16 protein-coding genes and 6 pseudogenes are annotated in these 24,583 nt (G+C 43.7%); 12 read left to right on the top strand and 10 right to left on the bottom strand.

Translation table 11 applies throughout. From position 1 onward, the window contains the following. Nucleotides 1-53 precede the first annotated feature (53 nt). From JC606_RS20255 to JC606_RS20230, 6 genes and pseudogenes are all read right to left on the bottom strand, one after another. Nucleotides 54-365: pseudogene (locus tag JC606_RS20255) on the bottom strand (VOC family protein); the annotation flags it as partial. 72 nt (nt 366-437) lie between these two features. Further along, a complete protein-coding gene (locus JC606_RS20250; RefSeq protein WP_198779302.1) occupies nt 438-2,021 on the bottom strand; it encodes an SgrR family transcriptional regulator in 1,584 nt (527 codons plus the stop codon). A gap of 704 nt (nt 2,022-2,725) precedes the next feature. Then, nucleotides 2,726-3,124 (bottom strand): DUF1090 domain-containing protein, encoded by a 399-nt coding sequence (locus JC606_RS20245; protein WP_105024085.1) that lies wholly within the window; start codon nt 3,122-3,124, stop codon nt 2,726-2,728. A gap of 134 nt (nt 3,125-3,258) precedes the next feature. Next, the gene (locus JC606_RS20240) at nt 3,259-4,764 is read right to left on the bottom strand and encodes an SgrR family transcriptional regulator (protein ID WP_198779301.1); all 1,506 of its coding nucleotides are present in this window, start codon (nt 4,762-4,764) and stop codon (nt 3,259-3,261) included. 9 nt (nt 4,765-4,773) lie between these two features. Continuing rightward, entirely contained in the window at nt 4,774-5,784 is a 1,011-nt protein-coding gene (locus JC606_RS20235) for a Gfo/Idh/MocA family protein (protein ID WP_198779300.1), read from the bottom strand. A 112-nt stretch (nt 5,785-5,896) separates the two neighbouring features. After that, nucleotides 5,897-6,796 (bottom strand): homocysteine S-methyltransferase family protein, encoded by a 900-nt coding sequence (locus JC606_RS20230; protein ID WP_198779299.1) that lies wholly within the window; start codon nt 6,794-6,796, stop codon nt 5,897-5,899. A gap of 227 nt (nt 6,797-7,023) precedes the next feature. Between JC606_RS20230 and JC606_RS20225 the strand changes: the two genes are divergently transcribed. Next, entirely contained in the window at nt 7,024-7,725 is a 702-nt protein-coding gene (locus JC606_RS20225; RefSeq protein WP_198779298.1) for a lipoate--protein ligase family protein, read from the top strand. A gap of 19 nt (nt 7,726-7,744) precedes the next feature. Here JC606_RS20225 and JC606_RS20220 read toward each other — a convergent pair whose 3' ends face one another. Both JC606_RS20220 and JC606_RS20215 read right to left on the bottom strand, forming a co-directional pair. Beyond that, nucleotides 7,745-8,581 (bottom strand): SDR family NAD(P)-dependent oxidoreductase, encoded by an 837-nt coding sequence (locus JC606_RS20220; protein ID WP_198779297.1) that lies wholly within the window; start codon nt 8,579-8,581, stop codon nt 7,745-7,747. Nucleotides 8,582-8,833: 252 nt separating this feature from the next. After that, nucleotides 8,834-9,271: pseudogene (locus JC606_RS20215) on the bottom strand (alkyl sulfatase C-terminal domain-containing protein); the annotation flags it as partial. Between JC606_RS20215 and JC606_RS20210 the strand changes: the two are divergent. Further along, a pseudogene (locus tag JC606_RS20210) lies at nt 9,264-10,028 on the top strand (LysR substrate-binding domain-containing protein); the annotation flags it as partial. The pseudogenes JC606_RS20215 and JC606_RS20210 overlap by 8 nt on opposite strands. Before the next feature lie 55 nt (nt 10,029-10,083). Here the strand turns inward: JC606_RS20210 and JC606_RS20205 are convergent. Beyond that, nucleotides 10,084-10,923 carry a DMT family transporter gene (locus JC606_RS20205; protein ID WP_233090525.1) on the bottom strand — a complete coding sequence of 280 codons (840 nt, stop codon included), beginning with the start codon at nt 10,921-10,923 and terminating at the stop codon, nt 10,084-10,086. 220 nt (nt 10,924-11,143) lie between these two features. Between JC606_RS20205 and JC606_RS20200 the strand changes: the two are divergent. Beyond that, nucleotides 11,144-11,540, top strand: a pseudogene (locus JC606_RS20200) (VOC family protein). A gap of 40 nt (nt 11,541-11,580) precedes the next feature. Continuing rightward, nucleotides 11,581-12,105 (top strand): hypothetical protein, encoded by a 525-nt coding sequence (locus tag JC606_RS20195; protein WP_198779295.1) that lies wholly within the window; start codon nt 11,581-11,583, stop codon nt 12,103-12,105. Nucleotides 12,106-12,189: 84 nt separating this feature from the next. Here JC606_RS20195 and JC606_RS20190 read toward each other — a convergent pair. Beyond that, nucleotides 12,190-13,104: pseudogene (locus tag JC606_RS20190) on the bottom strand (DMT family transporter). Between the two features lie 790 nt (nt 13,105-13,894). On the opposite strand from JC606_RS20190, the gene JC606_RS20185 reads away from it, so the two are divergent. From JC606_RS20185 to JC606_RS20150, 8 genes and pseudogenes are all read left to right on the top strand, one after another. After that, nucleotides 13,895-15,022, top strand: a complete 1,128-nt coding sequence (locus tag JC606_RS20185) for a hypothetical protein (protein ID WP_198779303.1) — start codon at nt 13,895-13,897, stop codon at nt 15,020-15,022. Nucleotides 15,023-15,085: 63 nt separating this feature from the next. Next, nucleotides 15,086-18,778: an RHS repeat protein gene (locus JC606_RS20180; protein WP_198779294.1), complete on the top strand. Its 3,693-nt coding sequence runs from the start codon at nt 15,086-15,088 to the stop codon at nt 18,776-18,778. Next, nucleotides 18,768-19,898, top strand: coding sequence for an RHS repeat-associated core domain-containing protein (locus tag JC606_RS20175; RefSeq protein ID WP_198779293.1), 1,131 nt, complete (start codon nt 18,768-18,770; stop codon nt 19,896-19,898). The genes JC606_RS20180 and JC606_RS20175 overlap by 11 nt, the downstream gene beginning before the upstream one ends. 275 nt (nt 19,899-20,173) lie before the next feature. Beyond that, nucleotides 20,174-21,613, top strand: a complete 1,440-nt coding sequence (locus JC606_RS20170) for a 6-phospho-beta-glucosidase (RefSeq protein ID WP_198779292.1) — start codon at nt 20,174-20,176, stop codon at nt 21,611-21,613. 96 nt (nt 21,614-21,709) lie between these two features. Next, entirely contained in the window at nt 21,710-22,708 is a 999-nt protein-coding gene (locus JC606_RS20165; RefSeq protein WP_198779291.1) for a LacI family DNA-binding transcriptional regulator, read from the top strand. Between the two features lie 250 nt (nt 22,709-22,958). Then, a pseudogene (locus JC606_RS20160) lies at nt 22,959-23,132 on the top strand (maltose acetyltransferase domain-containing protein); the annotation flags it as partial. A gap of 119 nt (nt 23,133-23,251) precedes the next feature. Next, nucleotides 23,252-23,818: a recombinase family protein gene (locus tag JC606_RS20155; protein WP_198779290.1), complete on the top strand. Its 567-nt coding sequence runs from the start codon at nt 23,252-23,254 to the stop codon at nt 23,816-23,818. Further along, nucleotides 23,808-24,527 (top strand): hypothetical protein, encoded by a 720-nt coding sequence (locus JC606_RS20150; RefSeq protein ID WP_198779289.1) that lies wholly within the window; start codon nt 23,808-23,810, stop codon nt 24,525-24,527. The genes JC606_RS20155 and JC606_RS20150 overlap by 11 nt, the downstream gene beginning before the upstream one ends. The last annotated feature ends 56 nt before the right edge of the window (nt 24,528-24,583 follow it).

The raw sequence follows: 24,583 nt of genomic DNA, 5'->3' as shown, positions 1-24,583 counted from the left end.
GCTGATCAGATCGTAGCTTCTTGATTTGGTTCCATCGATTTACGCAACAAAGCCCCATCAGGGTCTAAAATGTAGAGTGAGTTCCCTTCGCTTTTGTTCTCTTTGAAAACTGTCGCGCCTGATGAAATAACACGTTCTGTAAAGGCTTCAAATTCTTCTGGTGCAATATCAAAAGCTGTGTGTGTATAGTCATTTTTCGGGCAAGGTTCATCCAGAGCAAGACAAAACCAGAGGTCGCCCGCAGAAAGATAAGCTCCTTTGTCCCATTTAGCATGAGCCGCAAACCCCAAAGTATCTCGATAGAAACGAATAGAACGTTCCAAGTCACTGACTGCAATGGTGATATGATTAAGCCCTAAGATCATTGCTTTTTTCATTAAATACTCCCACTAACTTAATGAATCGTATAAATATTTTATGACCATAATATACTCTACTTAATCTGGATTTACCCAAAGTTTTGCAAAATCGCACCAACCAATAGAGTTGATTTCGACATTTCTTACTCGAGATGGAACCGTTAGCGTTAAACTCTCTGACTTAAAGATCGCAAGAACATTATTGTTGTAGAGATCAGTTATTAGGCCATTTATTAAGGTTTCTTTTTGAGTAGGGGACTCAGTTTTACGTATGGTATTTAAAGTGTTAGCTAAATTATCATGCTGCTCCCAAGTTAGATTTTTACTCCAAAAAGGGTAAAGCTTGAAAAAAGCAAACAAGCTTGTAACTCGATCTCCCTCTAATCGAATCCCACCAATAGCCAAGTCTTGGTTAGGTACAGCACGTCCGTATGAATGCTGACGACCTATAGGCTTTTTATTTATGGATGAATTGGCACGCATTAACTTACGAGCAAAGTTGCGATTTTCATTGTTGTTCTCATAGCTGAACGATATGGGAAATGGCCATTCAAATGATGATTGGTCATTGCATTGAAACAAATTGATTAGTGAACTTTTGATGGAAGTGGTTTGGAGCTCACTATGATTAAGTAAAATGAAAAAGTAACCAATATCACTAGTTGATACTTTGTATTTGTTCTCATCACCATCAAGAAAGAAGAAATTCTCAGCGCACTTTTTGTCTTGCTCCCATTCCGGATGAATCCAAAGTTCAATCCTTTCAATTAATGCGCAGTGGCCGCTGTATTGGTCATTTCGTGCTAACCTAAGAACTCGAGTTGAGTTAACCTCAACAAGAAATGGCCCAGATCCTATGGGCAAGTAACTCATGTCTGGCTGGTAAATGCTATGTTTAGGCATAATTGCTGTTTCAGCTCTGGACAACAACAGAGGTAGGCTAGGGTCTTTGGTTTTTAATCTGATAATAATGCAATGCAACGAAGCTATTTCTATGTCGCTAATATGATCGTATAACCTTTGCCAGTACACAGATAGAGACAAGGCTTTTAAGCTTTCAACAACATCTATCGCTGTTACGGCTGATTGATCATGAAAAATTGCTGAGGATCTCAGGTGAAAAGTCCAATTCATATGGCCTTTATCACTTTCCCAGTGATGCGCAAGATCTCCTATAAGCTCTGACCCTTCATAGGTGACTAAAGTCTGAAAAACTTCATGAATTAGATGTCTTTCAGTTCGTTCTATAGATTTGTGAGGGTGTAGTGGTCCTATCTTTCTGTGAAATGGAGCGTAGATAGTTCTATCATTTTGGCTAGATGTTCGCTCCAAATATTGCTTTAATCCGACTGCAGCATCTCGTTTGTTAAAGCTCACTAATTGGTGTGCTTGTTCATATTTTGCGCTGTCTATAGCTTTATCTACTTGTGCGTAACAAGCATCGATTGGTTCTACGACGCAGTTAAGTTGCCCTCTTTTGCCTCGTCCTCTAGCTGGAGCCCAAGTCAGCCAATTCATTTCGGACATTTGTTTAAGTAGAGTTCGCGTATGCCTTTCACTGCACATAAAGGCGGTAGCGATCTGTTCAATAGTCACCTTATTAGTGCCGGGACCCATTTTTTGAAACAGGTCCTCGTATAATTCTAGTTTACGTTTATTCATTTATTTTCGCAGTATCGTTGGACTTTTCTCGTTGAGTCATTCGAGTATGACTCTCTCGTGTATCCTCCCAAAACTTGTTAGTGTCAAATATTTCATTGAGCCTTTGCACTCTTTGCGCAGGTGTCATATAGAAAATCCGAGCCAGCAATCCCCGCGTTCTCTCGTGCGGATAAGTTGATCGAATGAACTTTGCAATGTAGTCATAAGTTGTCATCTTTTTTACCTGTATGAATGAAAGCATAGACAGGCTAAATGATTTCAGGAAGACAAAACCGGAACACTTATAGAGTTTGTTCCTGTTTTACTAACTAAAGAGTCGTTGCTAATACACATAGTTCGCGAGTGCTGAGTGTAAACGGCGTGTGTTACAAGTGATAAATCTGACATATATCAATAGTAATGGTTTAGGATAACTCGAGCTTCTTAACGTTGTGCAACCATATGTGAGTAGATTGAATTACTTTTTGTGGTAGTAGTGGTTGCATTTTTTCAGGTTTAAATATGGCTTCAGCTATAAAGGTTCCTCAGCTACCACTGAGCTTGTAAAACTTCATAACGAATATCCGTTTGGCGTACTCGAATATAAATATTGAATGGAGAGGCAATTAGGTTGTCTCAGATTTATAGCCGTTTTTTGTGAATGGTCTTACGAATGAGTAAGACCATTTTTTCATTGAAGCCGCTTCGATGTGCGCGAATTTGATTTAAGGGATTTCAGACAATTCTTGCTTTAAGTCATCAATTTTACGCTGCTCTTTTTCTATCTTGCGCTGATACTTTTTAATTTTGTCCGACCTGTTGTCTTGTTTGGCTTTTTCTAAGTCGGCTTGATACTCAGCCAAATCTTTCTCATTAGATTCGATTTTTTCACGAAGGTCGTCTTTCAAACTTCCGTTGCTACAGTTTTCTTTTGCCGCTTTTAATGCCGTTGTGAGTCGGTCGACTTTGTATTGATTGTCGTATTGCTTGGCTTGTTCGATTTGATGCTCGATCTCACAGAACTTTTTCTCACAGCCAGTAAGTGAGTTGCAGGTCGTGCTTGCCATACTGCTAAAAGAAAATGCACTGAGGAGCAGTATTGGGCCTTTTAGGTGTCGATTCATGATTTACCTTCTACTGGTTCTATAGGGTTGAGCCTAGTTTCATCGTAACTTAACACCCGCACGCTTTGCTTATGGCAGAGGAGTGTTAAAGGTAAGTCTATGTGTTGAATGACTTATCTCTGTTAAAGATAGAATCAAATATGGCTAATCCACAACTTATCGAGGTCACACCAACCGAATCCATTTACTCGTGCTCCGTGTATTTTTTCAGATACCTCAAGATTGAATGCCTCTTGCTTAAGCTCAACCACTACTTCAGTCTTGTATAGCCAGCATTTGAGTTTCAAGAGCGTTTTGGCAGCTTGTTCAAAGTCTGGTTCGCACTGAATTGAGGTTAAAGCCTGTTCGATGGTTGCGAGCATTTCAACGGGTAGTGACAGATCTTCGAAAGGGAAACGGGTGAAGAAGCCTAACCAAGAAGAGAATGAGTGGTTTTCATCGATAATGCTGCATAAAGCAGCGTCTCTTATTGTTGAAAAATCCCCATACTCGACGGTGAGTTTAGTTTCACCAGGCGCTGAAGATTGCTTGAAAAAAGCTTGGCATTCCGAGGTGTCTTCGACGGTGAATGTTCGGTTGGTAGAAGACAACTTTGGATTCTGAATTTTGAAAAAAGTAGAGCCATGAGCTCGCGCATGTGCACAACTGTATTCGCCAACTTTGAGTGTCTTTTCAGGCATTTTTACGCACACCTGATTTTGAGCACACGCTTTACTCTCTGCCCACTCTGGGTAAACCCACAATTCGACTCGATTTAGGATCGGAACCTGATTCGAATACGCATCATTGCGGTTCAGTCTGAGCATCTTGTTTGAGAAGATCGCTAATGAGAATGGACCGGAACCGACCAACCTATCGACATAATTAGGCTCAAAAATCGATGCTTCGGCTCTGGCAATCAAGCGGGGCAGATGCCAATCCGTCTTGCTAAGGTTAATTGTGATGATGTTGCCTGAAGACGCAGATACTTCAGTAATATGCTGATAGCAGCGATGCCATAACTTGCTTGAAGAGAGCAAAGTCAGACAGTGTGCAATGTCTTGGGCTTCCATTGTTCGGCCGTTGTGGAATTGAACACCATTACGAATTTGGAAACGCCAGATCGTTGCATCTTCATTGGGTTGCCAATGATAAGCCAACTCGCTACATAATTTACCTTGTTGTACCGAGGTGAGACGCTGGCAAATTTGCATCACTAAGAAACGCTCGGTACGTCTCAGTACATGCTGAGGGTGAAGCGCTTCTAGTTCACGGTGGAAGGGAATATACGCGACGCTCTGTGCCGATTGATTAGCGCTATTTAGAAAGGCTTGCAGCTCTGTGCCAGCATTGCGTCCATTAAAGCTTAAGGTGCTAAAGACCTGTTCGATATTGCCTGAATCTGCTTGGCTTTGTGCGTATTGGTAGCACGCTTCCATCGGTTCAATCAGACACGTGAGTTGTGCCTTTTTATTGCGTCCTGAACTGGCTTGCCACTCAATCCAGCCTTGTGCTGTCATTGCTTTGAGTAGAGTTTGAACGTGACGCTCACTCACATGTAGAAGCGTTGCGATTTGACTGACTTGGCAGCGTGATACTCCAGGCCCAAAAGCCTGAAATATCTTTTCGTACAGTTCAAGCTTGCGCTTTAGGTTGCCCAATTCGAATTCCTAAACGTTAGGTTGAGTTAAGTGTTGGTAGCCTGCATCAGCGAGCGCTTTTTCCATGGTTTCAAGAACCTGTGCACTTATCTTTGAGCTTAGGATATCAGACTCAAGTTTTCCTTCTAATACAAGTTGCGAGAAGTGCTCGATTTGATACTCGAACCCATTACCTTGAACGGGGTGCTCGATGGTGAAGGTTTCTTGTTTGTACTCCACCGTTATATGGGCTGGGTTCCACCACTTCTCTTTAATCGTAATGGCGATATCTGGGCCCGTTAATCGCGCTGCGCGTGGCAGGTTTCTTACCGTCGAAGCCGATATGGTCGCGTTGATCTCTCCAGAGAACTGGAAGCACGAATCGGTATCTACATTCGAACCTTCATAGAGGCTCGACATTTCGACTTTAGGTAGAGAAGGCGTAATCTCAAGAGTGCGACATAAATCGTAGAAGAACCACAGACCATACACTCCAACATCAAGCGTTGCCCCACCGGCTAAATCCGGGTTGAAGATAAACAGGTTAGGGTCGTAGTCGTGCTCATTACCAAAGCTGGCTTCTATCGAGTCAAGCCTAATATTGTTGTCGATTAAAAACGATGTAAGCTCGCGATAAGCTGGGAACACGACAGTCTTCATTGCCTCTAGCAACATCACACCATTTTGCTCAGCTAGGGCTTTCATTTCTAACCAATCATCAAGGTTGGTAAAGGCAGGTTTCTCTACCAATACGTGCTTGTTATGGCTGAGAAATAGCTTGGCTAGAGGTTTGTGATAAGGGTGAACCGTGGCAATGTACACCGCTTCAACATCGGGATCTTGAGCCATGGCTTCATAAGATCCATAAGCTTTATCGCAATCAAACTTATTAGCAAACAGAGCCGCTCTTGATTGGTCACGTGCTGACACCGCGTAGAGTTCGCCAAATGAGCAGTGCTCTGTTAGCGCTGTTGCGAATCTATTCGCGATATTGCCGAGCCCTGCGATACCCCATTTAATCTTACGTTGCGTGTCACTCATCACTTACTCCAATCGTTGTTTTGTCTTAGTTTACTTAGGGGCGTCACAAACAAATAGAGAACAGATCTTTCAATCTGTTCTCTATTTTTGTTATTTCAATCGAAGAGGCGTTTTAGCTTTGTGTGGAACGCTTCCAATCCGCTAGGGCTTTAATATGTTTTGGTCCGATGCCGCAACACCCACCAATAATATTAGCGCCGAGGGCATGCCAGCGTTTTGCATAGGTTAAGTAACCTTGGCCATCTAACTCGCGCATTTCTTGAAGCATGTCATTCGCTTCATGTTCACTGCTTATCGGCGCAAAGTTATTTGCATAGACACCGATTTCTAGATCTTGGTCTAACTCATCCATTACCTGTTTGGTATCTATAATCGCTTGGTCCATCACTTCCGGTACCGAGCAGTTAAACATGATGCCTGTCGCGTTAGACTGGCAAACCAGCTTGACGGCTTCTTTTACGCTCTCACCAGAACGAATAGATGTAGAGTCGCCTTTGGTATCTTCTAAGCTAAAGGCGTAGTAACACGGTTTCGTTGATTGCTTGAGTACCCCATGAATGGATTCAAACTCTTGCACGCTGCATAGGGTTTCTACCAACCACAGATCGATATTTGGTTCTTGTGCATCGTAGAGGGTTTGAATGATAGATGCCGCTTCTTCGACTTTGAATAAGTCAGGTCGGTAGCTACCAAATGGTGGTGGAATAGAGCCTGCCACTTTGACCGCTTGAGGCGCTTGGTCAGCAACTGCTTTAGCTAATTCGCCAGACAGCGCTGCTAGCTCAAATCCTCTTTGTGCAAACAGTTCTTCACCCAAGTGAAAAGGCACACACGCATAGCTGTTGGTAATTATGATTTCAGCGCCTGCATCGATAAAGTTTTGGTGCGCTTGGCTAACAAAATCCGGAGCTTCAATCAGCGCTTGAGCGCTCCAAAGAGGCTGCGAGAAGGGTGCGCGAATTTCTTTGAGTTCTCGGCCCATGCCGCCATCAAGTATGGTGAGTGTTTTCATATTCAATACTATCTAAAACAATTGCTGAAGTTCTTCCGTCACCATATCAGACAACCTTGCTTGACTAAAGCTGTCCAAGCACGAGGTTTTTAACTAAGCCGATACTGCATAGATAGGAATAATAAAATTTTGTACCTCTGGCGCTATGTTGTATTAGATTTGGGGGATATATTATTAATCTAGGGCTAGTGATTAATTCGAACTCACAAGTTGTAGAGGAAAGTGCATTGAAGTTAACGAACAAGCTCGTGCGTTACCCGCACATTGATGTTGATCGTGCGTTTGAAAAAGAAGATGAGCTACTGCAGCAAATACAGAATGGTGAGATTGGACAAGCCTTAATGTTGTGGCAAGCCAAAACGCCGAAACTTGTTTTGCCTGCAGGTAAAAAGTGGCCAGTGACGTTGGAATCTAGAAAGCAGCTTGAGGCACAAGGTTGGCAACTCTCTTCGCGTAAAACGGGTGGTGCTCCCGTTCCCCAGTTACCGGGAGTCATTAACCTATCGCACATTTATCATTGGCCGAGCGATGAAGCGTACAATATTCAAAAAGCTTATCTGCATTTATGTGATGTTTTAACTCAATTTTTTAAAGGGTTAGGCGTTGATGTCGATGTGCACGCAACTCCAGGTTCTTATTGCGATGGTGATTACAATCTCAACATCAATAAGCAAAAAATAGTGGGAACGGCTCAGCGTGTTTTGCTGAAACGCGGGGGCGGTCAGATCGTACTTTCGCAAGCCTGTATCTTGTTAGATGCTGACTTAGAGCATATCGTTGCCCCTGTGAACTTTTACAATCAGATTTGCGCTAATCCAACCGTGGTAGAGCCACATGTTCATACGCTTTTATCTGAACATGTGACGCCCATGCCCAACGTAGATTCACTCTTTCAGCAGCTGAGCCAAGCTTTTATTAAGCATGCATAATGCTATATGTCTGCCATGTTTAATGGTGTTCGGCGGGCAATTTTTCTTGTAACAGCTGTTCGATAACTTCCACCAGTTTACGGTTTTTTGTGGGATCTAGAGCATCAATGTGAGGGTCTTTAAACAGCCCAGAGTCATTATCAAAATATTTCCCAGAAGCGTTGGCAAACTCTTCACTGAGTGCTGCACGGCAAAGGATGTCTGCGCCAATCGTCAGATCATTACCATCAACGCCATAAGCATCTTTCACTAACTTGCTGCCGAGGAAAGAGGCTGGGTTTACGGGGATAACGGCGAGACCATTAGTTGATGGGCTATTTACTAAGGCGTTCGCCAAATCAATAGACCACATCGTTAGTGCGAGTTTACTTTGCGCGTAAACAGGGCCATCCAACTCCCCTGCATTTGGGCTGATAAGTGCACTTAAATCTACGGGTGATTGAGCTGCTGAAGATAGGTTGACGATACGGCCGTTCGTATCAAAAAGAGGAAGCAGTTTTTGTGTTAGTAGATAAGGCGCAATGGTGTTAACCACGAAACGTACATCAAGGTTGTCTGAAGTGGTGATGTCCGACACCTTGTACACGCCTGCGTTGTTGATGAGAACGTCGAGTCGCTGGTGGTCAGCCATTATCTGAGTGGCGAGCGCTTCGACCTCTGAGAGTGTTGATAGGTCTGCAATATAACTTTCAATGATCGCTGTTTTAGACAGTCGAGACAGAGCTGCGACAACTTTGTTGATCTTGGCAGGGTTTCTGCCATGAATCAGAATGTGATGTCCCTGCTGAGCGAGCATTTTTGCGGTCTCTAAACCAATGCCGTCAGTTGCTCCTGTGATCAGAATTTTTTTCTGCATATCTTTCCCTTGATACCGACTCCGAAGCACTTTTATAACAAAGTTTTATTGCGCAAAGTTTCTAATACTTCACAGGATAGCGATAACAAGATCGTCCGTTATTGAGAAATCTGAAATAAATCGCTTGATGATTCATCAAACAAAAAAAGCCTCAACCCATCGAATGGGTGAGGCTTTGTCGTTAATAGCCGTCTGCCTTTTAGGCTTGGTTTGACGTTGTTGTCGTTGTCATTCCGTTAGTGCGTAATGGTTTTAGTGGGCATGTTCTGCTGAATCTTTGTATAGCTCAGCGTCCACTTCTTCACCTTTATTCGGACGTGGGACAATCTCAAATGAGGTGTCGGCTTCCGTCAGAGAAGAGAGCAGTTTGTTCAGTGATGACTTGTCACCTTTAACGCCAGCTTGACCATCTTCTAGCAGTTTGTTGAGTGTTGTCTTCTTCAATACGATATCAGACACGTCTGCTTTATTGATGATCAGCGTCGTATCGGCATCTTGCAGTTCACTCACCTGAATGTTGTTTAGGTTACCGTTAGACATTTCTACGTAGTAGAACTCTTTCACGTCAGGCAGTTGAATATTCATGGTAAATGGCGTGTTTTGCGCTTTCAACGAATCCACTTTTACTGCTAAGTAATCCAATAGGCTCTCGATTGTCATATTCGCCAATACACCTGGTGATACTGACCTTTTCATCCGTGAAGGGCGGGGTATCTCGCCGACTAATGCGGCGGTGCAACTGGCAAGTCGTGTAGAACCTGCTCTAGATGGAATTACGAGCGCGGTGAGTACGTTAAAGCAGTTCGACAATCAGCAGCATCACGTGTTTCGAGTTCTGGTTAATGAGATAGGTTTAACCAAGCTACAACCTCTTGTGGAGCAGGATGACTTTTTAGGTAATATCTCAATCGAGTTCACCATGGTGCCGAATAATGAAGAGGATTTGCTGCAAAGTCTGAGCATGCAGCAAGCGGACTTAGCTATCGATATTCACTACCCACAAGTAAATGGGTACCTAAAGCAACCTTTGATTGAAGATGAGCTAGTACTTATTGCCAGAAAAGGACATCCACGAATCAATGGCTCAGTGACAGAAGCGCAGTATTATCATGAAAAGCACATTACTTTCCGAATGCGTCGTACGCGTTTATACACCGCTGACTACTTTACTAAATCGCCGCTCAAGCAAAGAAAGGTCAGTGCGGAATGTGACTCGTTAATGACGATGTGTGTGTTGGTATCGGGCTCGGATTGTGTAGGCAGTACATCGCGTGATTTTGCTAACCAGTTTGCAGACTCTTTTCAGCTTCAAGTGCTCGAACAACCATTTGAAATCTTGCCGATGCAGCAATATATGATCTGGCATAAAAGAACCGATTTAAACTCTGCTCATCAGTGGTTGAGGGACAAGATCCAGCAGTATATGAAGAAGTCTAAAGTCGGCTGAGTTACATGTGAATCAAATAAAAACGGCCTCAAAATGAGGCCGTTTTTATATCTGGTTATTCCGCTTTTTGTTTTCGCTTTTGGCGTGCGCTTTTGAGCATCTTTGCTGGTGATAAACCGGTCACCAGCATGGTGCCTGTGATGACCAAGACAGAGCCAACCACAGTATTAATGCCAATGGCTTCACCTAAGAACAAGTTACCCCAGAGAATACCAAAAACCGGAATTAAAAAGGTGACTGAAAGGGCTGAAGGCGCACCAAGTTCATTGATGAGATTAAAGTACAGCAGATACGCTAATCCGGTACATACTGCACCTAATAAGATGACCGATGTGGTGATAGTAAGATCGGGCGCTTCTCGCATTGGCATGAAAAACACAAATGGCAATACGATTAACACCGCTGCCCACATGCTGCCGTGGGCATTGTTGAAGGCTTCAACCTTAGGTGCTGTTTTGGTGTAGTTAGACGCGATACCGTAGCTAAATGCGGCCATCACGGCAGCAAAGATTGGAATAATGGCTTCTTGGCCAATATTGAACGCATCCCATCCGACTAATACGCTAACCCCGGTAACACCAATACTTAGCCCAAGTAATACCTTGCTCTCAAGTGCAGTTTTGGTCCATATGGCTCCAATGATTGCCGCCCATATCGGTGCTGTTGAGTTCAGAATTGCGAGGGTTGAAGCATTCAGTGTTTGAGCCGCATAAGCGAAACACAAAAAAGGAAGTGCGGTGTTAAACAAACCGAGAATGAAAAAGTGTTTCGAATGAGCATTAAATGAGAGCTTTCTCTTTAGATAAAAAGAAACCAAAAGTAGGGTGATTGCCGCACACAAAACTCGCGCTTCAATTAGGACCGCAGGGCCTAAAGGATTCGCTGCAATTCTCATGAAAAGGAACGAGCCTCCCCATATAGCAGCTAGCATGATCAGTTTAAAATAGCTCACAGTTTGAATCTCGATTGTGTAAAACACCGACTATGGAGCAAAGCTATCTATTACACAAATTGATATGCCAATATTGCGCAGCGACTGGGTGAAATATCACCAAATAAATAGGAAGGTCTTTGGCGAGTAATCTGATGCTAAATATCCACATTAGGTGTTAGAAATGAAGATTGAACATATCGCGATTTGGACCAAACAACTCGAAGTACTGAAACGATTTTATGAAGATTACTTTGGTGCGACGTCTAACCAGAAATACCATAATCCAACTAAAGGCTTTTCTTCTTTCTTCTTACTTTTTATCTTTTGATACCGGTAGCCGTTTGGAACTGATGGAGATGGACTCAGTCCCGGAATCGAAAGATGACATCTATGATCAGTTCACGGGCTTTGTTCATATGGCGATTTCGTTGGGGTCAGAGCAAGCCGTCGATGAACTGACTCACCGCTTAGTCGAAGATGGTTATGAACGTTTAGACGGTCCAAGAAGAACGGGCGATGGTTATTATGGGAGCTGTGTCCTCGATCCTGATGGTAATCGCTTGGAACTTACCGTTTAATGTACGGACTTGATTGAATGACTTACGGATTTGAGGGGGAATGATGAAGCGCATTTTGGCTTTTGTTTTTAGTCTGAGTTTGGTGGGATGTGCGTCTTCGGAGCTAGCGCAGGTTGATGCACCAGAGACGACAATTGAACCATCTCAATCTATTGGCTACCTCGGTTTCAAAGATCATCAAGACTGGGCTATCAAATTCAATGATTGTACGGTTTATGATCTAACCGGAGCTCAACCATATCAATGGTTTGATCGCACTTCTGCGTCTGTAAGTTGTTATACCTTTAAACCAAGCGATGCTATTGCACCTTTGCCCGTCTATTCGAGTGCAAGTTTCGAAAGCGATCAGCTTTCCTCGATTGAGCGCTTTCAAGAGTTACAGGTGTCGGATTCTGGCTGGGGCCGTTTTCCTATTGTCTATGATAAAAACGGCACCAATTGGCTAAGGGTTAAAGAAGGTTGGATTCATCTTACGCTCGCCGACCAGACGCTCGTCCAGTTCTACCCGGGAACTCAAGATCAGGCTGTTAAATCACAACATGATCAGTATTTTGAGCACCATTGATAAACGAATGATCAATGCCCCTTGCTAAATGCGGTTTGGGGCATAAATAGCTAATCAGTTAACAGTTAGCCTGAACAATGACAGTTACTGTTTCTGCTTCGCTTTGATGATAAACGGCAGGATTGCACTGAATAAAATCACGCTCGCACCGATCAAAGCGAGTGAATTTGGCAGCTCCGCAAACAACAGATAGCCTAGAATCATTGAGTAGATCATTTGTGAGTATTCGACATTCGACACTACGTTCGCTTCTCCCCATTTATAGGCTGTCACTCCAAACCACTGCCCGATAGAAGAGATAACGCCGACCAGAGCTAATAAAGCCAGTTCAGACCATGTCGGCCATTGCTATTCGATGATCGCTGGGATTAACGCAACAGCGCCAACAAAGATGGCTTGGTAGGCCAATACAACGGTTTTCGACTCTACATTCGCCATTTTCCTCACACAGATAACCGCAATAGCAGCACCTAATGCTGCGACTAATTCTGTTCCAACATAGAACAGAGATTCACTTTCTAAGGTCGGTTGTACGACTAACATCACTCCAGTAAAGCCAACTAAGATCGTCGTCATACGAGCCCAGCCAACGTTTTCTTTCAGGAATAGACGAGAGATAACAGCCACGAATAACACTTTCAGAAACCCTAATGCGGTTGCATCGGCAAACGGAATATTACTGACGGTTAAGAAGCTGAAGTAGAGTGCGATGAATGCTCCGGTGACACGCCATACATGCATTGACACCATTTTAGGGTGGAGCATTGCATCGATGTTGCTGATTATCGATGGCATTAATAAGGTGACGAAAACCAGTTGTCGAAATAGCAAGATCTGGAAAATGTCGATGGTCTGGCTCAACTCGCGGACAATAACGCCTACTAATATGAACAGCGCATTTGAGATAAGCGCCAGTGCAATTCCTTTTGCTGGGTCGGATAATTCGTCGAAAAATGAAAGCAGCGGACGAGGCACTGCGAAGGAACGATGAATAGACATAACACACCTCTTGATGAATGGGTGCTGAGCATAAAGCCTACACTGGTAGACGGGTCAAACATGGTTTTTAAAAAAGTTCAAGGGATTAACAAGTAGAGGTGAACAAGCCTTTCATAATTTTAATTAATAAGAATGAGGTAAAACCATATAGATTATTTTTATCATGATAAACGAAATTTTATTTAATAACTTAATGGTAAAAATTAAATTTTGACAAATTTAACGAGAGTTGAAGTTTATTAGATAATAAGAGAGATGTCGGGTGTTCCCTTTTTATTTTCAGGGGTAAACGGCTAACGAATTATTCCAAATAATAAAAAACTTTCTAAAATCAATGATAATCTTAACATTAAAGGTGTTTATTGATGCGAGCCACAACAAATAAACAGTCAAGATTTTATAAAAACTAATCCTTTTTCCATTTGTGAAGTGGTGATTACCTGAATATCATTGAATTGGTGATTTCATTGTCAATATAAGTGCCTGTTTTATTGGGGAATTACTTTTCATTTGGTTTTGTGTCCTAGTCGGCTTTAGCAAGGTTTAGAAATTTTACATTGATGAAGTGATTAATTAACTTGGCGCTGTCCGTTTAATCAATTAAATGGCTTGTAAGTAATAGTTATCGGAATGGTCAATGGCGTTTGCAAATTTGATGATGTGGACATTGAATAAGGCAAAGACCTTAATATGATTTAATTATCAAAAAACTGCTATATCCAAAGATAACTGTACTTTTTATTTAATTTCTTAACGAATAATGTTGAGGGTCAATACTATGAAGTTATCGATGAAGAAGTCATTGTTATTAGCAATGTCGGCATGTGTTTTTTCCAATGTAAGTGTTGCTGCCATTAATGGTGACTATCATGTGGTCGACGATGATCTGACGGCTGATCATAATGAAAGCAATGGTGTACCAATGCCTTTTTACGCTAACGGAAGAATGCAGTCAAAACTCAGCGTTTCTGTTTCTTTTGCGGATAGCTACGGCAGACCAGCGACCGTATCTAAGAGTGACTTAGAGGGGGCGATATCATTTTACCTAAAGAATAGTGGGCAGGAGTTAGGCAAAGATAAAGATTGTAGTTACGGAAGAGGTTGTTGGGGGTACACGTTGAATCCAAATGACTACTCTCACCAAATGGGCAGCAGTTACGGTTACTCGAAGACCCTTCCTACGTCTCGTGTTTCAGCAAGTGATACTAAATTAACCGCTTGGGTTTACAGCAACGAAGTCGCTCAATACCGTGAAGTGTGTATGAAGGTTAAGTTCGATGCCGGAAGCCAGTATGACAACAATTACTACGATAGCTGTGCCTTCCCGAATGAAAGCAGTGCGTTCTACCAAAGCGTGCAGCCTAAGTCTTACAGCGCGGCTGACTTTTCTGAGCTTGGGGAAGGCGAATTGGTGTGGGAAGAAGCCAACGCCGACGGGTTCTATTTTGATAAAGCAGAGATGCGTAACTTTTATGTGACACCGAAAGATACGTCCGTTCAGCTGGTTCAGGTTGCTATGGATAACTTTGACGAGTCAGATAGCGATAAAGTGTTCCTAAACGATGAATGGCTGGGCTGCTACTCAGATTGCCCAGACGATAATCGCTCTGTGAAAGGTTATATATTTGTTCCAGGTTCAGAGCGCAAAGTCTCTGACGAGTATGTCTGGAATAGTGCTGCTGGTGAAGGCCGAACTGCTGTGTGGCGTGTTAACCAACAGCTGAGATCAGTGACTCTTAGCAAGCTGTTATATTCGAACAACGGAACGTCAAACAACGATTCGCAAAAAGAGTACCGATTTACTGTATTCGACCAATACGGTAACAAGGGACCATTGAAGCTTATTTATCCTCAAAGTGAATTTACTGGTGGTGGTCAGAAGTGGGATTACACCCGTTGGACCCTAGTTAGCCAATAACACTCGAACAAAACAGAGTTAGCTCAAGCATTTGAGCTAACTCATCTACTTTAGGGGAAATTTATGTCTAATTGGACTTCAAATGCTTTTAATTTTGATAGTTTTTGTTCGGGCGGTGTAGACCAAAGGACCAGAAGCTACTCATACCAAATCTTACTTGGCTCTCTTATTGGTAACTGGCTCAAGGGACCAAACCTCGATATCTCCATTCAATTCTCACCATACTCAGCAGATAACCTTGGTTTTGGTAAAGGCTGGAAGTTAAATCTTCCGAGATACGATATTGAAAATAAACAACTCTATCTGGCCAATGGACAATCCTATCGTGCTGAATTAAATGCCAATCTAGAAATGAGTATTCGTTACAAAAAGTTGCTCGACTTTTCGGTATCGTCTAGTGCAAATGGTTACGAAATTACTTATAAAAATGGCCGTACTGATATCTTAGATAAAGATGGTGACATCATTAAGGTAGTTCAAAGTAATGGACATGCTCTCTACTTTTCTTGGCTCAATGTGGGCGGCAAGAAGCGCTTGGACAAAGTTTGGGACGACAGAACAGATAAGCAAACGGCACTACTGTGGATTGAATATGTGAGCGCAGGTCGCGTCAATATTTTTACCAATCTTGGCAGTACCCACGAGGCCTTTTTTGGTCTTACGCTAAATAACAGTAAGTTGGTTAAGTGTGACTTACCTGAGCGCGCCGGTAGCTATAGCTTTGGTTATCTAAACATTGGTACATACACGCTAATTGAGAAAGTGGTTCATCCTTGTGGTTTAACGGAAAGTCTGCGATACAAAGCTAATGGTATTCGAATTAATTCGATGACCTATTTACCTGCGGTGACTGCTCATGATGTGCTGACTCTCAACTCTCCCATCATTACGACAACCTATGACAGTATTGGTACCGATAGTCGTAATTTTATGGGGTACGGATCGCCTGGTGGCGAGTTGAGCGAAGGGCTTGATAATTTGCTGGAGCGTGGCAGAGCGTACAGCTATCGCGTACAAAAAATTGAAAATGGCTCTATTGTCACGGCTCAAACCTACAATCAATTCCACTTGCTTGTTGAAGAAGCTCGACACGTCGATGGCAACCTGGTTCATTTGAAAAGGTTGGATTACCCCGCCATTGATAATCAAGAGTTCTCCGCTCAACCCGCTCAGTACTCATTGATTAGTAAAGAGGAGCAGGTTTGGTTCTCTGGATCGGACAGCCAAGCTCAAAATAGATTCTGGGACTATGACGAATACGGCAACATGCTTAGGTTTGTCGACGAGAATAGTATTACAGAACACTATGAATACTATGCTAAAAATGGAGAGGCGGGCTGTCCTGCATCACCAACGGGCATGGTTAATTTCGTTAAATCTCGCACGTTAGACAATGGCTCTGAACAAAGAGTGATTGCTTACCAGTATGCTTCTCTAGAGGGGTTAAATGGTCAGCGAGACGTAGTGCTTAGACTAGAAGAGGATACACAACGTTACCAAACTCATTACGCCTATCAAACTGATACTAGTGACACCTATTCATTTAGCCGACTGGCTTCGGTACAAAATGACATTCTTCACCCTAACGGTGTCTATTCTGCTACTTCACGTTATCAGTATGCATTGGATAATGATGTTCTTGAAGAACACGAAGAACTGACTTGCCATGATAATACGAAAACCAATCTTGTTGTTGGTCACTACCTTGATATTGGTGAGTTAGCGCGACACGTCGACTCTGACGGTGTCAGCTGTTCATTTGCTTATGACAAGCTTCGAAGAACCACCGAAGAGCGAATTGAAGGAAGTGCGTCCCGTTCGTACCAATATATTGTTGATACTGGTTTGAGCCGACAAACTCTGCTGTTAACTGATTGCAAAGGTAACTTGTGTGAGCAGAGCTGGGATGGTCAAGGGCGAGAATTAGAAGCCAAGGTTGGCAACTCCGTCGTATGGACAAAAATGTACGATGCGTTTGGCAGGCTGCAAAGCAAGAGTACCTATGATGTGCTGCCCGATCGAAACTCCAGATCGGCGCCTGTAGTGTTAACTGAGAGTTATGAATACGATGATTGGGGGCAGGTTAAATCTACGTTGCTTGCTAACGGAAAGCGTCGCGTTGAATTTAACAACCTTGCATCGCGTAAGAAAACTCAGGGCATTGAAGGCTTAACCATGACGGTGAGCTCTCTGAACACTTGGGGTCTTGAAGACAAAAAAGAGCAGGGGATTCATAGCTGGGATTATGAGTATGATTCGTGGGGGAGGCTGATCAAAGAAACCAACCCGCTTGCTCAATCTAAGCACTACCATTACGACCGATTTGATCGCGTGATTCGCATGACTCAAGCGAACGGTGTCGATCACAACATCACCTACGCTGAGCATACCGATCAGTCACAGGTTGTAGACCTGAAGATTGGTGGGACAACGGTGGGACAACGTGACATTGATGGCTTAGGGCGTCAGCGATCACTACGACGCGGTGCGAGTACTCAAGCGGCGCTGAGTTGGTCCTACTCAGACAGCAGTAATATTCCTGAAACTGAAACTAGCTTGTCAGCGCCAGTACGTAAGTTTACTCGCGATAGTCAATTGGGTGTGTTGAGTGCCAAGTCGTCTGATGGGCAGGTTGCTAACTATAGTCATGACCCAATATCCGGCTTGCAAACCGGGAGTCAAGATAGTGAAGGCAATCAAAGCACCATTACCTATTCGTCGAAGGGGTTGCCTGAAGTTGAGGTAAATGATGGACAGATTCGTTATTACAGTTATTCAGATGGCGGGGTTATCGCTGCCGTTGATAGCGACACGGATACTCGACAGTACGGCTATGATGAGCTCGGGCGTTTGGTGAAGCTGAGCTGCAATTCGACAACGGTATATTACGATTATGATGAGTTTGATCGGGTGATCGTCGAGACTTTAGTGTCTGGTAATCAAACCCAAATTACGGAGCTTGATTGGGATGAGTACAGCCGTGAAGTGAATCGAGCTGTTGCCTTGAACAACCATTATATCTTTGAGCAATCACAAGAATACAACGCGCTAGGTATGCTCGAATCTCGTACCAAAGAGTGTGCGACATTAGGCAACCTGACAGAAAGCTATACCTATGATGAGCTTGCTCAGCTTACTAAGGTTGAATTCTTTGGGGCGGGACCTTTGAGTGATTGGGGACAGCCAATGACTTCAATTGAGTGGAGCTACGACGAGTTGGGTAACATGTTGACTCAGCGTACATTGACGGCTGAATCTGAAGATTTCGCTCGTTATTTTTATGAGTCGGATGATCCTTGTCGGTTGACCAGTATTACTCACTCTCATCCACAACTGGATAGCCGAGTATCAATCGAGTACGACTTGAATGGCAACATGACTCAAGATGCGGATGGTCGCGTGCTCGAGTATGACAACTTCGACCGCCTACAACGCGTGTTTGCCGACAATACTGAATGGATTTACCACTATGACAGTAATGACCGACTTTCGGCTCAGCAGTCGCCATCTGAATCTCGCCAATTTAGCTATCTATGGGGTGACCTCTCAGCAATAGAGGAAAATGGCACACTGACTCAGTATATCTATCACGAAGGGGTCCCAATATGGTCAGAGTCAGGTTCGGATACAAACCTGTTAGCGACCGATCAAAATGGGTCTGTCGTTGCCTCTAATACTTCAGGAAAAACGGGCTCAACGTACCGTTACTCTCCATATGGACAACGCGAGCAAGCGGGGAATGCAAATGAAGAATAAAGACTCGGTATTTATTACCCCACTTAATCGCCGTCAGTTTCTGATTAAAATTGGTCAAACAGCGGCAGTGGCTGGTGGCATATCCTTGCTACCGACTTCAGTTCGTTTGGCGATGGCGCAGTCGATGACAATCTCTCATTCAGACATTGGTTTCAATGGTGAGTGGCTAGACCCCGTGTTGCAAGGTTATCACTTAGGACAAGGCTATCGTGTTTACCAACCTAAGTTGATGCGTTTCAATGCCCCTGACAGTTTGGCGCCTTTTAATGAGGGTGTTCATAATGCTTATGTGTATTGTCACAATGATCCTATTAATTTCACTGACCCAAGTGGGCACCTGAATATCAGCAAGATCTTGTTTGGTGCTTTTGGTGTACTTGCTGGGATAGTTGGTATTGCATTGGCGGCACCTACTGGTGGTTCAAGCTTGGTGTTGGCGGCTGGTATCATCGGTGGTATTGCTGGGATGACCAGTGGCGCATTGCAAATCGCATCAGGTGTTATCGATGATGGGGACATTTCTCGTAAACTTGATATAGCGACGATTCCTTTCGATATTATTGGTGTGGTAAGTGGCGGGTATTCGGCCTATAAGTCGGTTCAGAATCTGCGTTGGGTAAGAGCTGGCGGTGCTCTAGAAGATGTGACACAGCCAGGCCTTGGTTCTCGCTTAATGAATAAAATCAGGCCTTCGAGTGAGTACAATGTGGCATGGGCCAGTAAAACGAACCCGGCCATGCGCATAGGAAGTTCTGAGGGACGGGTGATTGCAACCAGAATGACTCAGGGCGGCAAGACGATGACGTACACGCCTCCTCCGATTCATGGTGGCTACACAAAGATCCTCCTTGGGCAGGTAAAGGTTGGTGCACGAGGTTATACCATCTATCAAGGTATAATGACGGCGCGCTCGATCGGTAGTTTGGGCTGGTCTACGGTCAAAACAATACCTGGGCGTTTGGATCAGGAGAAGTCCTCAGCGGATAATATGGTAACTGAAGGCAGAAGTGCTAGCCCTGCTGCTAAGAAGACCCAAATGTACGCACTTGAAGAGACCAGACAGCGCATAAAATATGGTAATGAAGTTCAGCAAATGATCCGTCAATTGCCATTGTCTTAGCCTGCTCTATTTTTCTTGAACACTGTAAAGCCAGCTCAACCTTAGTTGAGCTGGTTTTTTTGTATTTAATATTGGCGTTTTTGAACGTTATCTGTAAACCATGACCGCTTCCCTTAAATTCACTTTGTGATCAAAAAAGATCAAAAATAGTTGTTGAAACCGGTTTCAATGTGTATCTTTATTGCATCTTGAAATCGGTTTCAGAGTTTCAGCTTTTAAGTTTGTTACCTTAAACCTATCTATTTTCTAGCGAATAACTTGTAGTGAGTGATGGTATGAATAACGAATTTCCAAACAATTTTTTATGGGGTGGCGCGGTTGCGGCGCATCAGCTAGAAGGCGGCTGGGATGCGAATGGTAAAGGTGTTAGCGTTGTCGATGTATTAACAGCAGGCGCTCATGGTGTTCAGCGTCGAATCACCGATGGTGTGATCGACGGTGAAAACTACCCAAACCAAGTGGCGGTTGATTTCTACCATCGTTACAAAGAAGACATTCAGTTATTTGCTGAGATGGGCTTTAAGTGTTTCCGCACCAGTATCGCGTGGACGCGTATTTTCCCGAATGGCGATGAAGCCGAACCTTGTGAAGCGGGATTAAAATTTTACGATGACCTGTTTGATGAGCTTCTCAAATACGATATTCAGCCAGTTGTGACGCTGAGCCACTTTGAAATGCCTTACCATCTAGCCAAAGAATACGGCGGCTGGATTAACCGTAAAGTGATCGACTTCTTCGTTAAGTATTCAACTACGGTGATGGAGCGTTACCAGCACAAAGTGAAATACTGGATGACCTTTAACGAGATCAACAACCAAATGAATACCTCGGCAGATATCTTCGGTTGGTTGTGCTCTGGCGTGAAGTTCCCACAGTGCGAAAAGCCACAAGAAGCCATGTATCAAGCAGTTCACCATCAGTTTGTTGCGAGCGCATTGGTGGTGAAGAAAGGTCATGAGATCAACCCAGATCTTCAGATCGGTGCAATGTGTGCGATGGTGCCCTTCTACCCTCGTTCTTCAAAGCCAGAAGACATCATGGTGGCGCAGCAAGCGATGCGTGATCGTTATTTCTTCTCTGATGTCATGGTTCGTGGTCACTACCCAAGCTATGCCAAGCGTGATTGGGCTATCAAAGGCTTTAATATCGAAATGCAGCCTGAAGATGAGCAGATCCTAAAAGAGGGTAAAGCCGATTACTTAGGCTTTAGTTACTACATGTCGAATACCTTGGATTCTTCTTCGCATCAGTCGACTGAAGAAGCAATGGACGGTGGACATGAAAATTCGGTCGAGAACCCGTTCATCAAGTCGAGCGATTGGGGCTGGCCGATTGACCCAACAGGCTTGCGTTACTGCTTAGCATCTCTTTATGAGCGCTATGAAGTGCCACTGTTCATCGTTGAGAATGGTTTTGGTGCGGTTGATACCATCGAAGAAGATGGCAGCATTAATGATGACTATCGTATCGCTTACCTTGGCGATCACATCAAAGAGATGAAAAAAGCCGTTTCGATTGATGGCGTTGACTTGATGGGTTACACCCCTTGGGGCTGTATCGATTTGGTGTCGTTCACCACAGGTGAGATGAAAAAGCGCTACGGATTCATTTACGTAGACAAACACAACGATCAGTCAGGGACACTAGAGCGTAAGCGCAAGAAGTCTTTTGAGTGGTATAAAGGCGTGATTGCATCTAACGGTGCCACTATTTAGAATGCCTGCAATTAAACGGCAGCGAGCGTTGCCGTTTCACTAAGCAATACAATTAGCTGGCTTAGGTCGGCTAGTTTTCTATAGAAGGGTAAGTGAATGGTCACCATGCTTGATGTTGCGAACCGCGCTGGCGTCTCTAAATCGACGGTCTCTCGCGTGCTGAACGGCAAGAACATCGTAAGGCCTGACGTTGCCAAGAAGGTCTTTGATGCGATTCAGGAGACAGGCTATCGACCAAACTTGTTGGCTCAACAATTGGCGACTAAGAAGACTAATTTTATCGGTTTTGTTATTACCAACGAGCTTTTCAACGGCCCTTACTTTTCGTCTTTGATGTATTACGCCGCTTCTTACAGTGAAAAATCCAATCATCAGTTGGTGATTACCGATGGTAAACACAGTGCTGAAGACGAGCGCAAAGCCATTAATTTTCTACTCGATATGAAATGCGCCGGGATCATCATTTATCCGCAATGCTTGAGTGAATCTAAAATCGCGCAGAGCATTGAGAGCACTGACACTCCCATTCTTGTGCTCAACCGTGAAATGCCTTCGAAGCCTGAGCATGCGATCACTACCGATCATTATCGAAGTGCTTGTTTGATGGTTGAACACATCATAGAGCAGGGACATACAGAGATTGCGGTTATCCGTGGTAAAGCTGGCTCGTCGACCGATGAACAGCGTTATCAAGCTTATCAAGATGTGCTCACTAAGCATGGTATTGAGCTAAACCAATCTAACGTTGCTCAAGGCAACTGGACCATGGAGAGTGGTTACCGTGCCGCTCAATCTTTAGTGGAACGTAAAGCAAGCTTCACTGCGATCCTGTCTGAAAACGATGACATGGCGATTGGTGCAATTAAGGCGTTAACTGAGCTGGGGTATTCATTACCTCAAGATATCTCTATCGTTGGCTTTGATAACAGTAAAGTAGGCGAGTTCCTCACACCAAGCTTAACCTCTGTGAGCGTTCCATTAGAGCAAATGACCCAAAAGGCGATTCTACAAATCGTTGGAGATTCGGAACACGCAGATGCCATCGACACTACGGGTAGTCTTGTCATTCGAGATTCAGTTGCACAGCGTACCTAAACGATATGACACATCAATTTCAATTGGCCTTTGCTTAATAGCAAAGGCTTTTTTATTGGTTTCATCTATGTGTTGCGTTTGTTGAGCATGAATTTTAATGGGTCGTTCACTACAAATCGTGACAGGAAGCGCATCTCCGTAAGCATCTTAAAACCGCTCTTATTGTGAGAGGGAAAGATATGCGGTATTGCCTTTTTTGGTCATTGTATTGACCATTACTGGGTCAGTCGTGTGGAAATAGGTAAATAACGTGAAAACAGAAAAACAGAAGATGTTGGCTGGAGAGCCTTACTTAGCATGGGATGAAGAGTTGTACGCTGAGCGAATCGAGTGTCGTAAGGTTCTGCAAAAGCTTAACAACATTATTCCAGATACCGATGAATGGCGCACGGCGATTGATAAGCTGCTCCCTGATTCTGAAGGTGTACTTTAAGGACACCTATCAAAAGGATCGTTTTAAGTGTTCATAAACTCCTGTTGATATTTAATGGTCATGACCATTATAGTTAGTGTAACTAAGTGAACATATTAAGGCGTTAACTCATGCTAATTGGCTATGCCCGTGTCAGCTCGAGCGATCAGTCGCTCGACATTCAGGTTGAACAGCTCAAACAGGTTGGCTGTGAAAAAATCTTTCAAGAGAATGCGAGTGGCAAAAGTGCCGAGCGTGACCAGCTGAACGCTTTAATCGATTTCTCTCGGGAGGGGGACACCATCCATGTGATGAAAGTGGACCGTTTAGCTCGTAACACCATCGATGCCCTACAAATTGCTGATGCGCTGGCAAAGAAAGGCGCGGGCTTAATTTTTCACGATCTGGGCAATGTCGACATTAATAGCGATGTCGGTCGAGTCATTTACACCACGATATCGGCGTTCGCAGAGATGGAGAGAAAACGCATCTTACAGCGCTGTAACGAGGGCAGGGAGCGAGCACGAGAAGAGGGAAGGCACCTCGGACGATTTCCTAATAAGCAGCTTCATGAGCGTATTCAGGAGCTTGCAGGGCAGGGGATGAACAAGCACGCGATCAGTAAAGAGTTAGGGTGTAGCAGAACTACTGTATATAAGGTGTTGACGAGTCAAAAGGAAATAGGAAATGAAGCTTGATTGGGAGCTATCTCAAAGCAGTATCGTAAAGTGGAAGATGTTTTATGAACAAAATAAAAATAGCAGCTTTGTTCAGAATAGATATAGAAGGAATGTTGCTCGAACTGAAGCACTCGATCTGGACGAAAATGCAATTTGGAACGCATTTATAATGTGCCAGTTGACGACAGCACAGCGATCGGGACCTACATCTAGGGTGTCTAAATTTTTAAAAGGCAGTAGCCCAATGCTTGATTATGGGACCTGCACTAATGCTATAGATCCGGAAAAGTTCTTCTATGATGAGCTAACAAATGCAGGAGTTCGACGTACCAATATTATATCAGAGAACCTAGCAGATACTCTGTATTGGTTTAATCAGCAGCATATGGAGGAGGTTAAAGCTCTCGTTGAGCAGACTTATTCACAAGGTACACGAGAGTCCGAAATTGAGTTAGCTGAAGCTTTATCTGAGTATAAAGGTATAGGCTTAAAGCAGTCTCGAAATTTAGGCCAGTATCTTGGTGTAACTAAATATGAAATTCCAATTGATAGCCGGGTAATTAAAAAACTAGATGAGTTCGGGTGTGGTTTTAGCCCATCAGCCCATGCCTTGACCTGTCCGCAAGTCTACCGAGTGGTTCACAATTTGATTGATCAGATTAGTGCAGAATTGGGTATTGTGCCATGTATTCTTGATGCTTGTATTTTCTCTAGTTTTGACACCTAACTCTAGGTGGCCTTGCTAACCACTTCAGCCCTGTCTGGCCACAACCTACCCGTTGT

The sequence above is a fragment of the Vibrio sp. IB15 genome (assembly GCF_016406055.1).
Taxonomy (GTDB): domain Bacteria; phylum Pseudomonadota; class Gammaproteobacteria; order Enterobacterales; family Vibrionaceae; genus Vibrio; species Vibrio chagasii.
Note: the sequence above shows the minus strand (reverse complement) of the source record. Positions and strands in the feature narration are given on the sequence as shown.

Bases quoted from the DNA above. Each gene is read 5' to 3' on its own strand.
- JC606_RS20220 (WP_198779297.1), bottom strand. From the start codon at position 8,581: ATGCAGAAAAAAATTCTGATCACAGGAGCAACTGACGGCATTGGTTTA.
- JC606_RS20195 (WP_198779295.1), top strand. From the start codon at position 11,581: ATGATGAAGCGCATTTTGGCTTTTGTTTTTAGTCTGAGTTTGGTGGGA.
- JC606_RS20250 (WP_198779302.1), bottom strand. From the start codon at position 2,021: ATGAATAAACGTAAACTAGAATTATACGAGGACCTGTTTCAAAAAATG.
- JC606_RS20175 (WP_198779293.1), top strand. From the start codon at position 18,768: ATGAAGAATAAAGACTCGGTATTTATTACCCCACTTAATCGCCGTCAG.
- JC606_RS20165 (WP_198779291.1), top strand. From the start codon at position 21,710: ATGGTCACCATGCTTGATGTTGCGAACCGCGCTGGCGTCTCTAAATCG.
- JC606_RS20205 (WP_233090525.1), bottom strand. From the start codon at position 10,923: ATGAGAATTGCAGCGAATCCTTTAGGCCCTGCGGTCCTAATTGAAGCG.
- JC606_RS20150 (WP_198779289.1), top strand. From the start codon at position 23,808: ATGAAGCTTGATTGGGAGCTATCTCAAAGCAGTATCGTAAAGTGGAAG.
- JC606_RS20155 (WP_198779290.1), top strand. From the start codon at position 23,252: ATGCTAATTGGCTATGCCCGTGTCAGCTCGAGCGATCAGTCGCTCGAC.
- JC606_RS20170 (WP_198779292.1), top strand. From the start codon at position 20,174: ATGAATAACGAATTTCCAAACAATTTTTTATGGGGTGGCGCGGTTGCG.
- JC606_RS20180 (WP_198779294.1), top strand. From the start codon at position 15,086: ATGTCTAATTGGACTTCAAATGCTTTTAATTTTGATAGTTTTTGTTCG.
- JC606_RS20185 (WP_198779303.1), top strand. From the start codon at position 13,895: ATGAAGAAGTCATTGTTATTAGCAATGTCGGCATGTGTTTTTTCCAAT.
- JC606_RS20235 (WP_198779300.1), bottom strand. From the start codon at position 5,784: ATGAGTGACACGCAACGTAAGATTAAATGGGGTATCGCAGGGCTCGGC.
- JC606_RS20245 (WP_105024085.1), bottom strand. From the start codon at position 3,124: ATGAATCGACACCTAAAAGGCCCAATACTGCTCCTCAGTGCATTTTCT.
- JC606_RS20230 (WP_198779299.1), bottom strand. From the start codon at position 6,796: ATGAAAACACTCACCATACTTGATGGCGGCATGGGCCGAGAACTCAAA.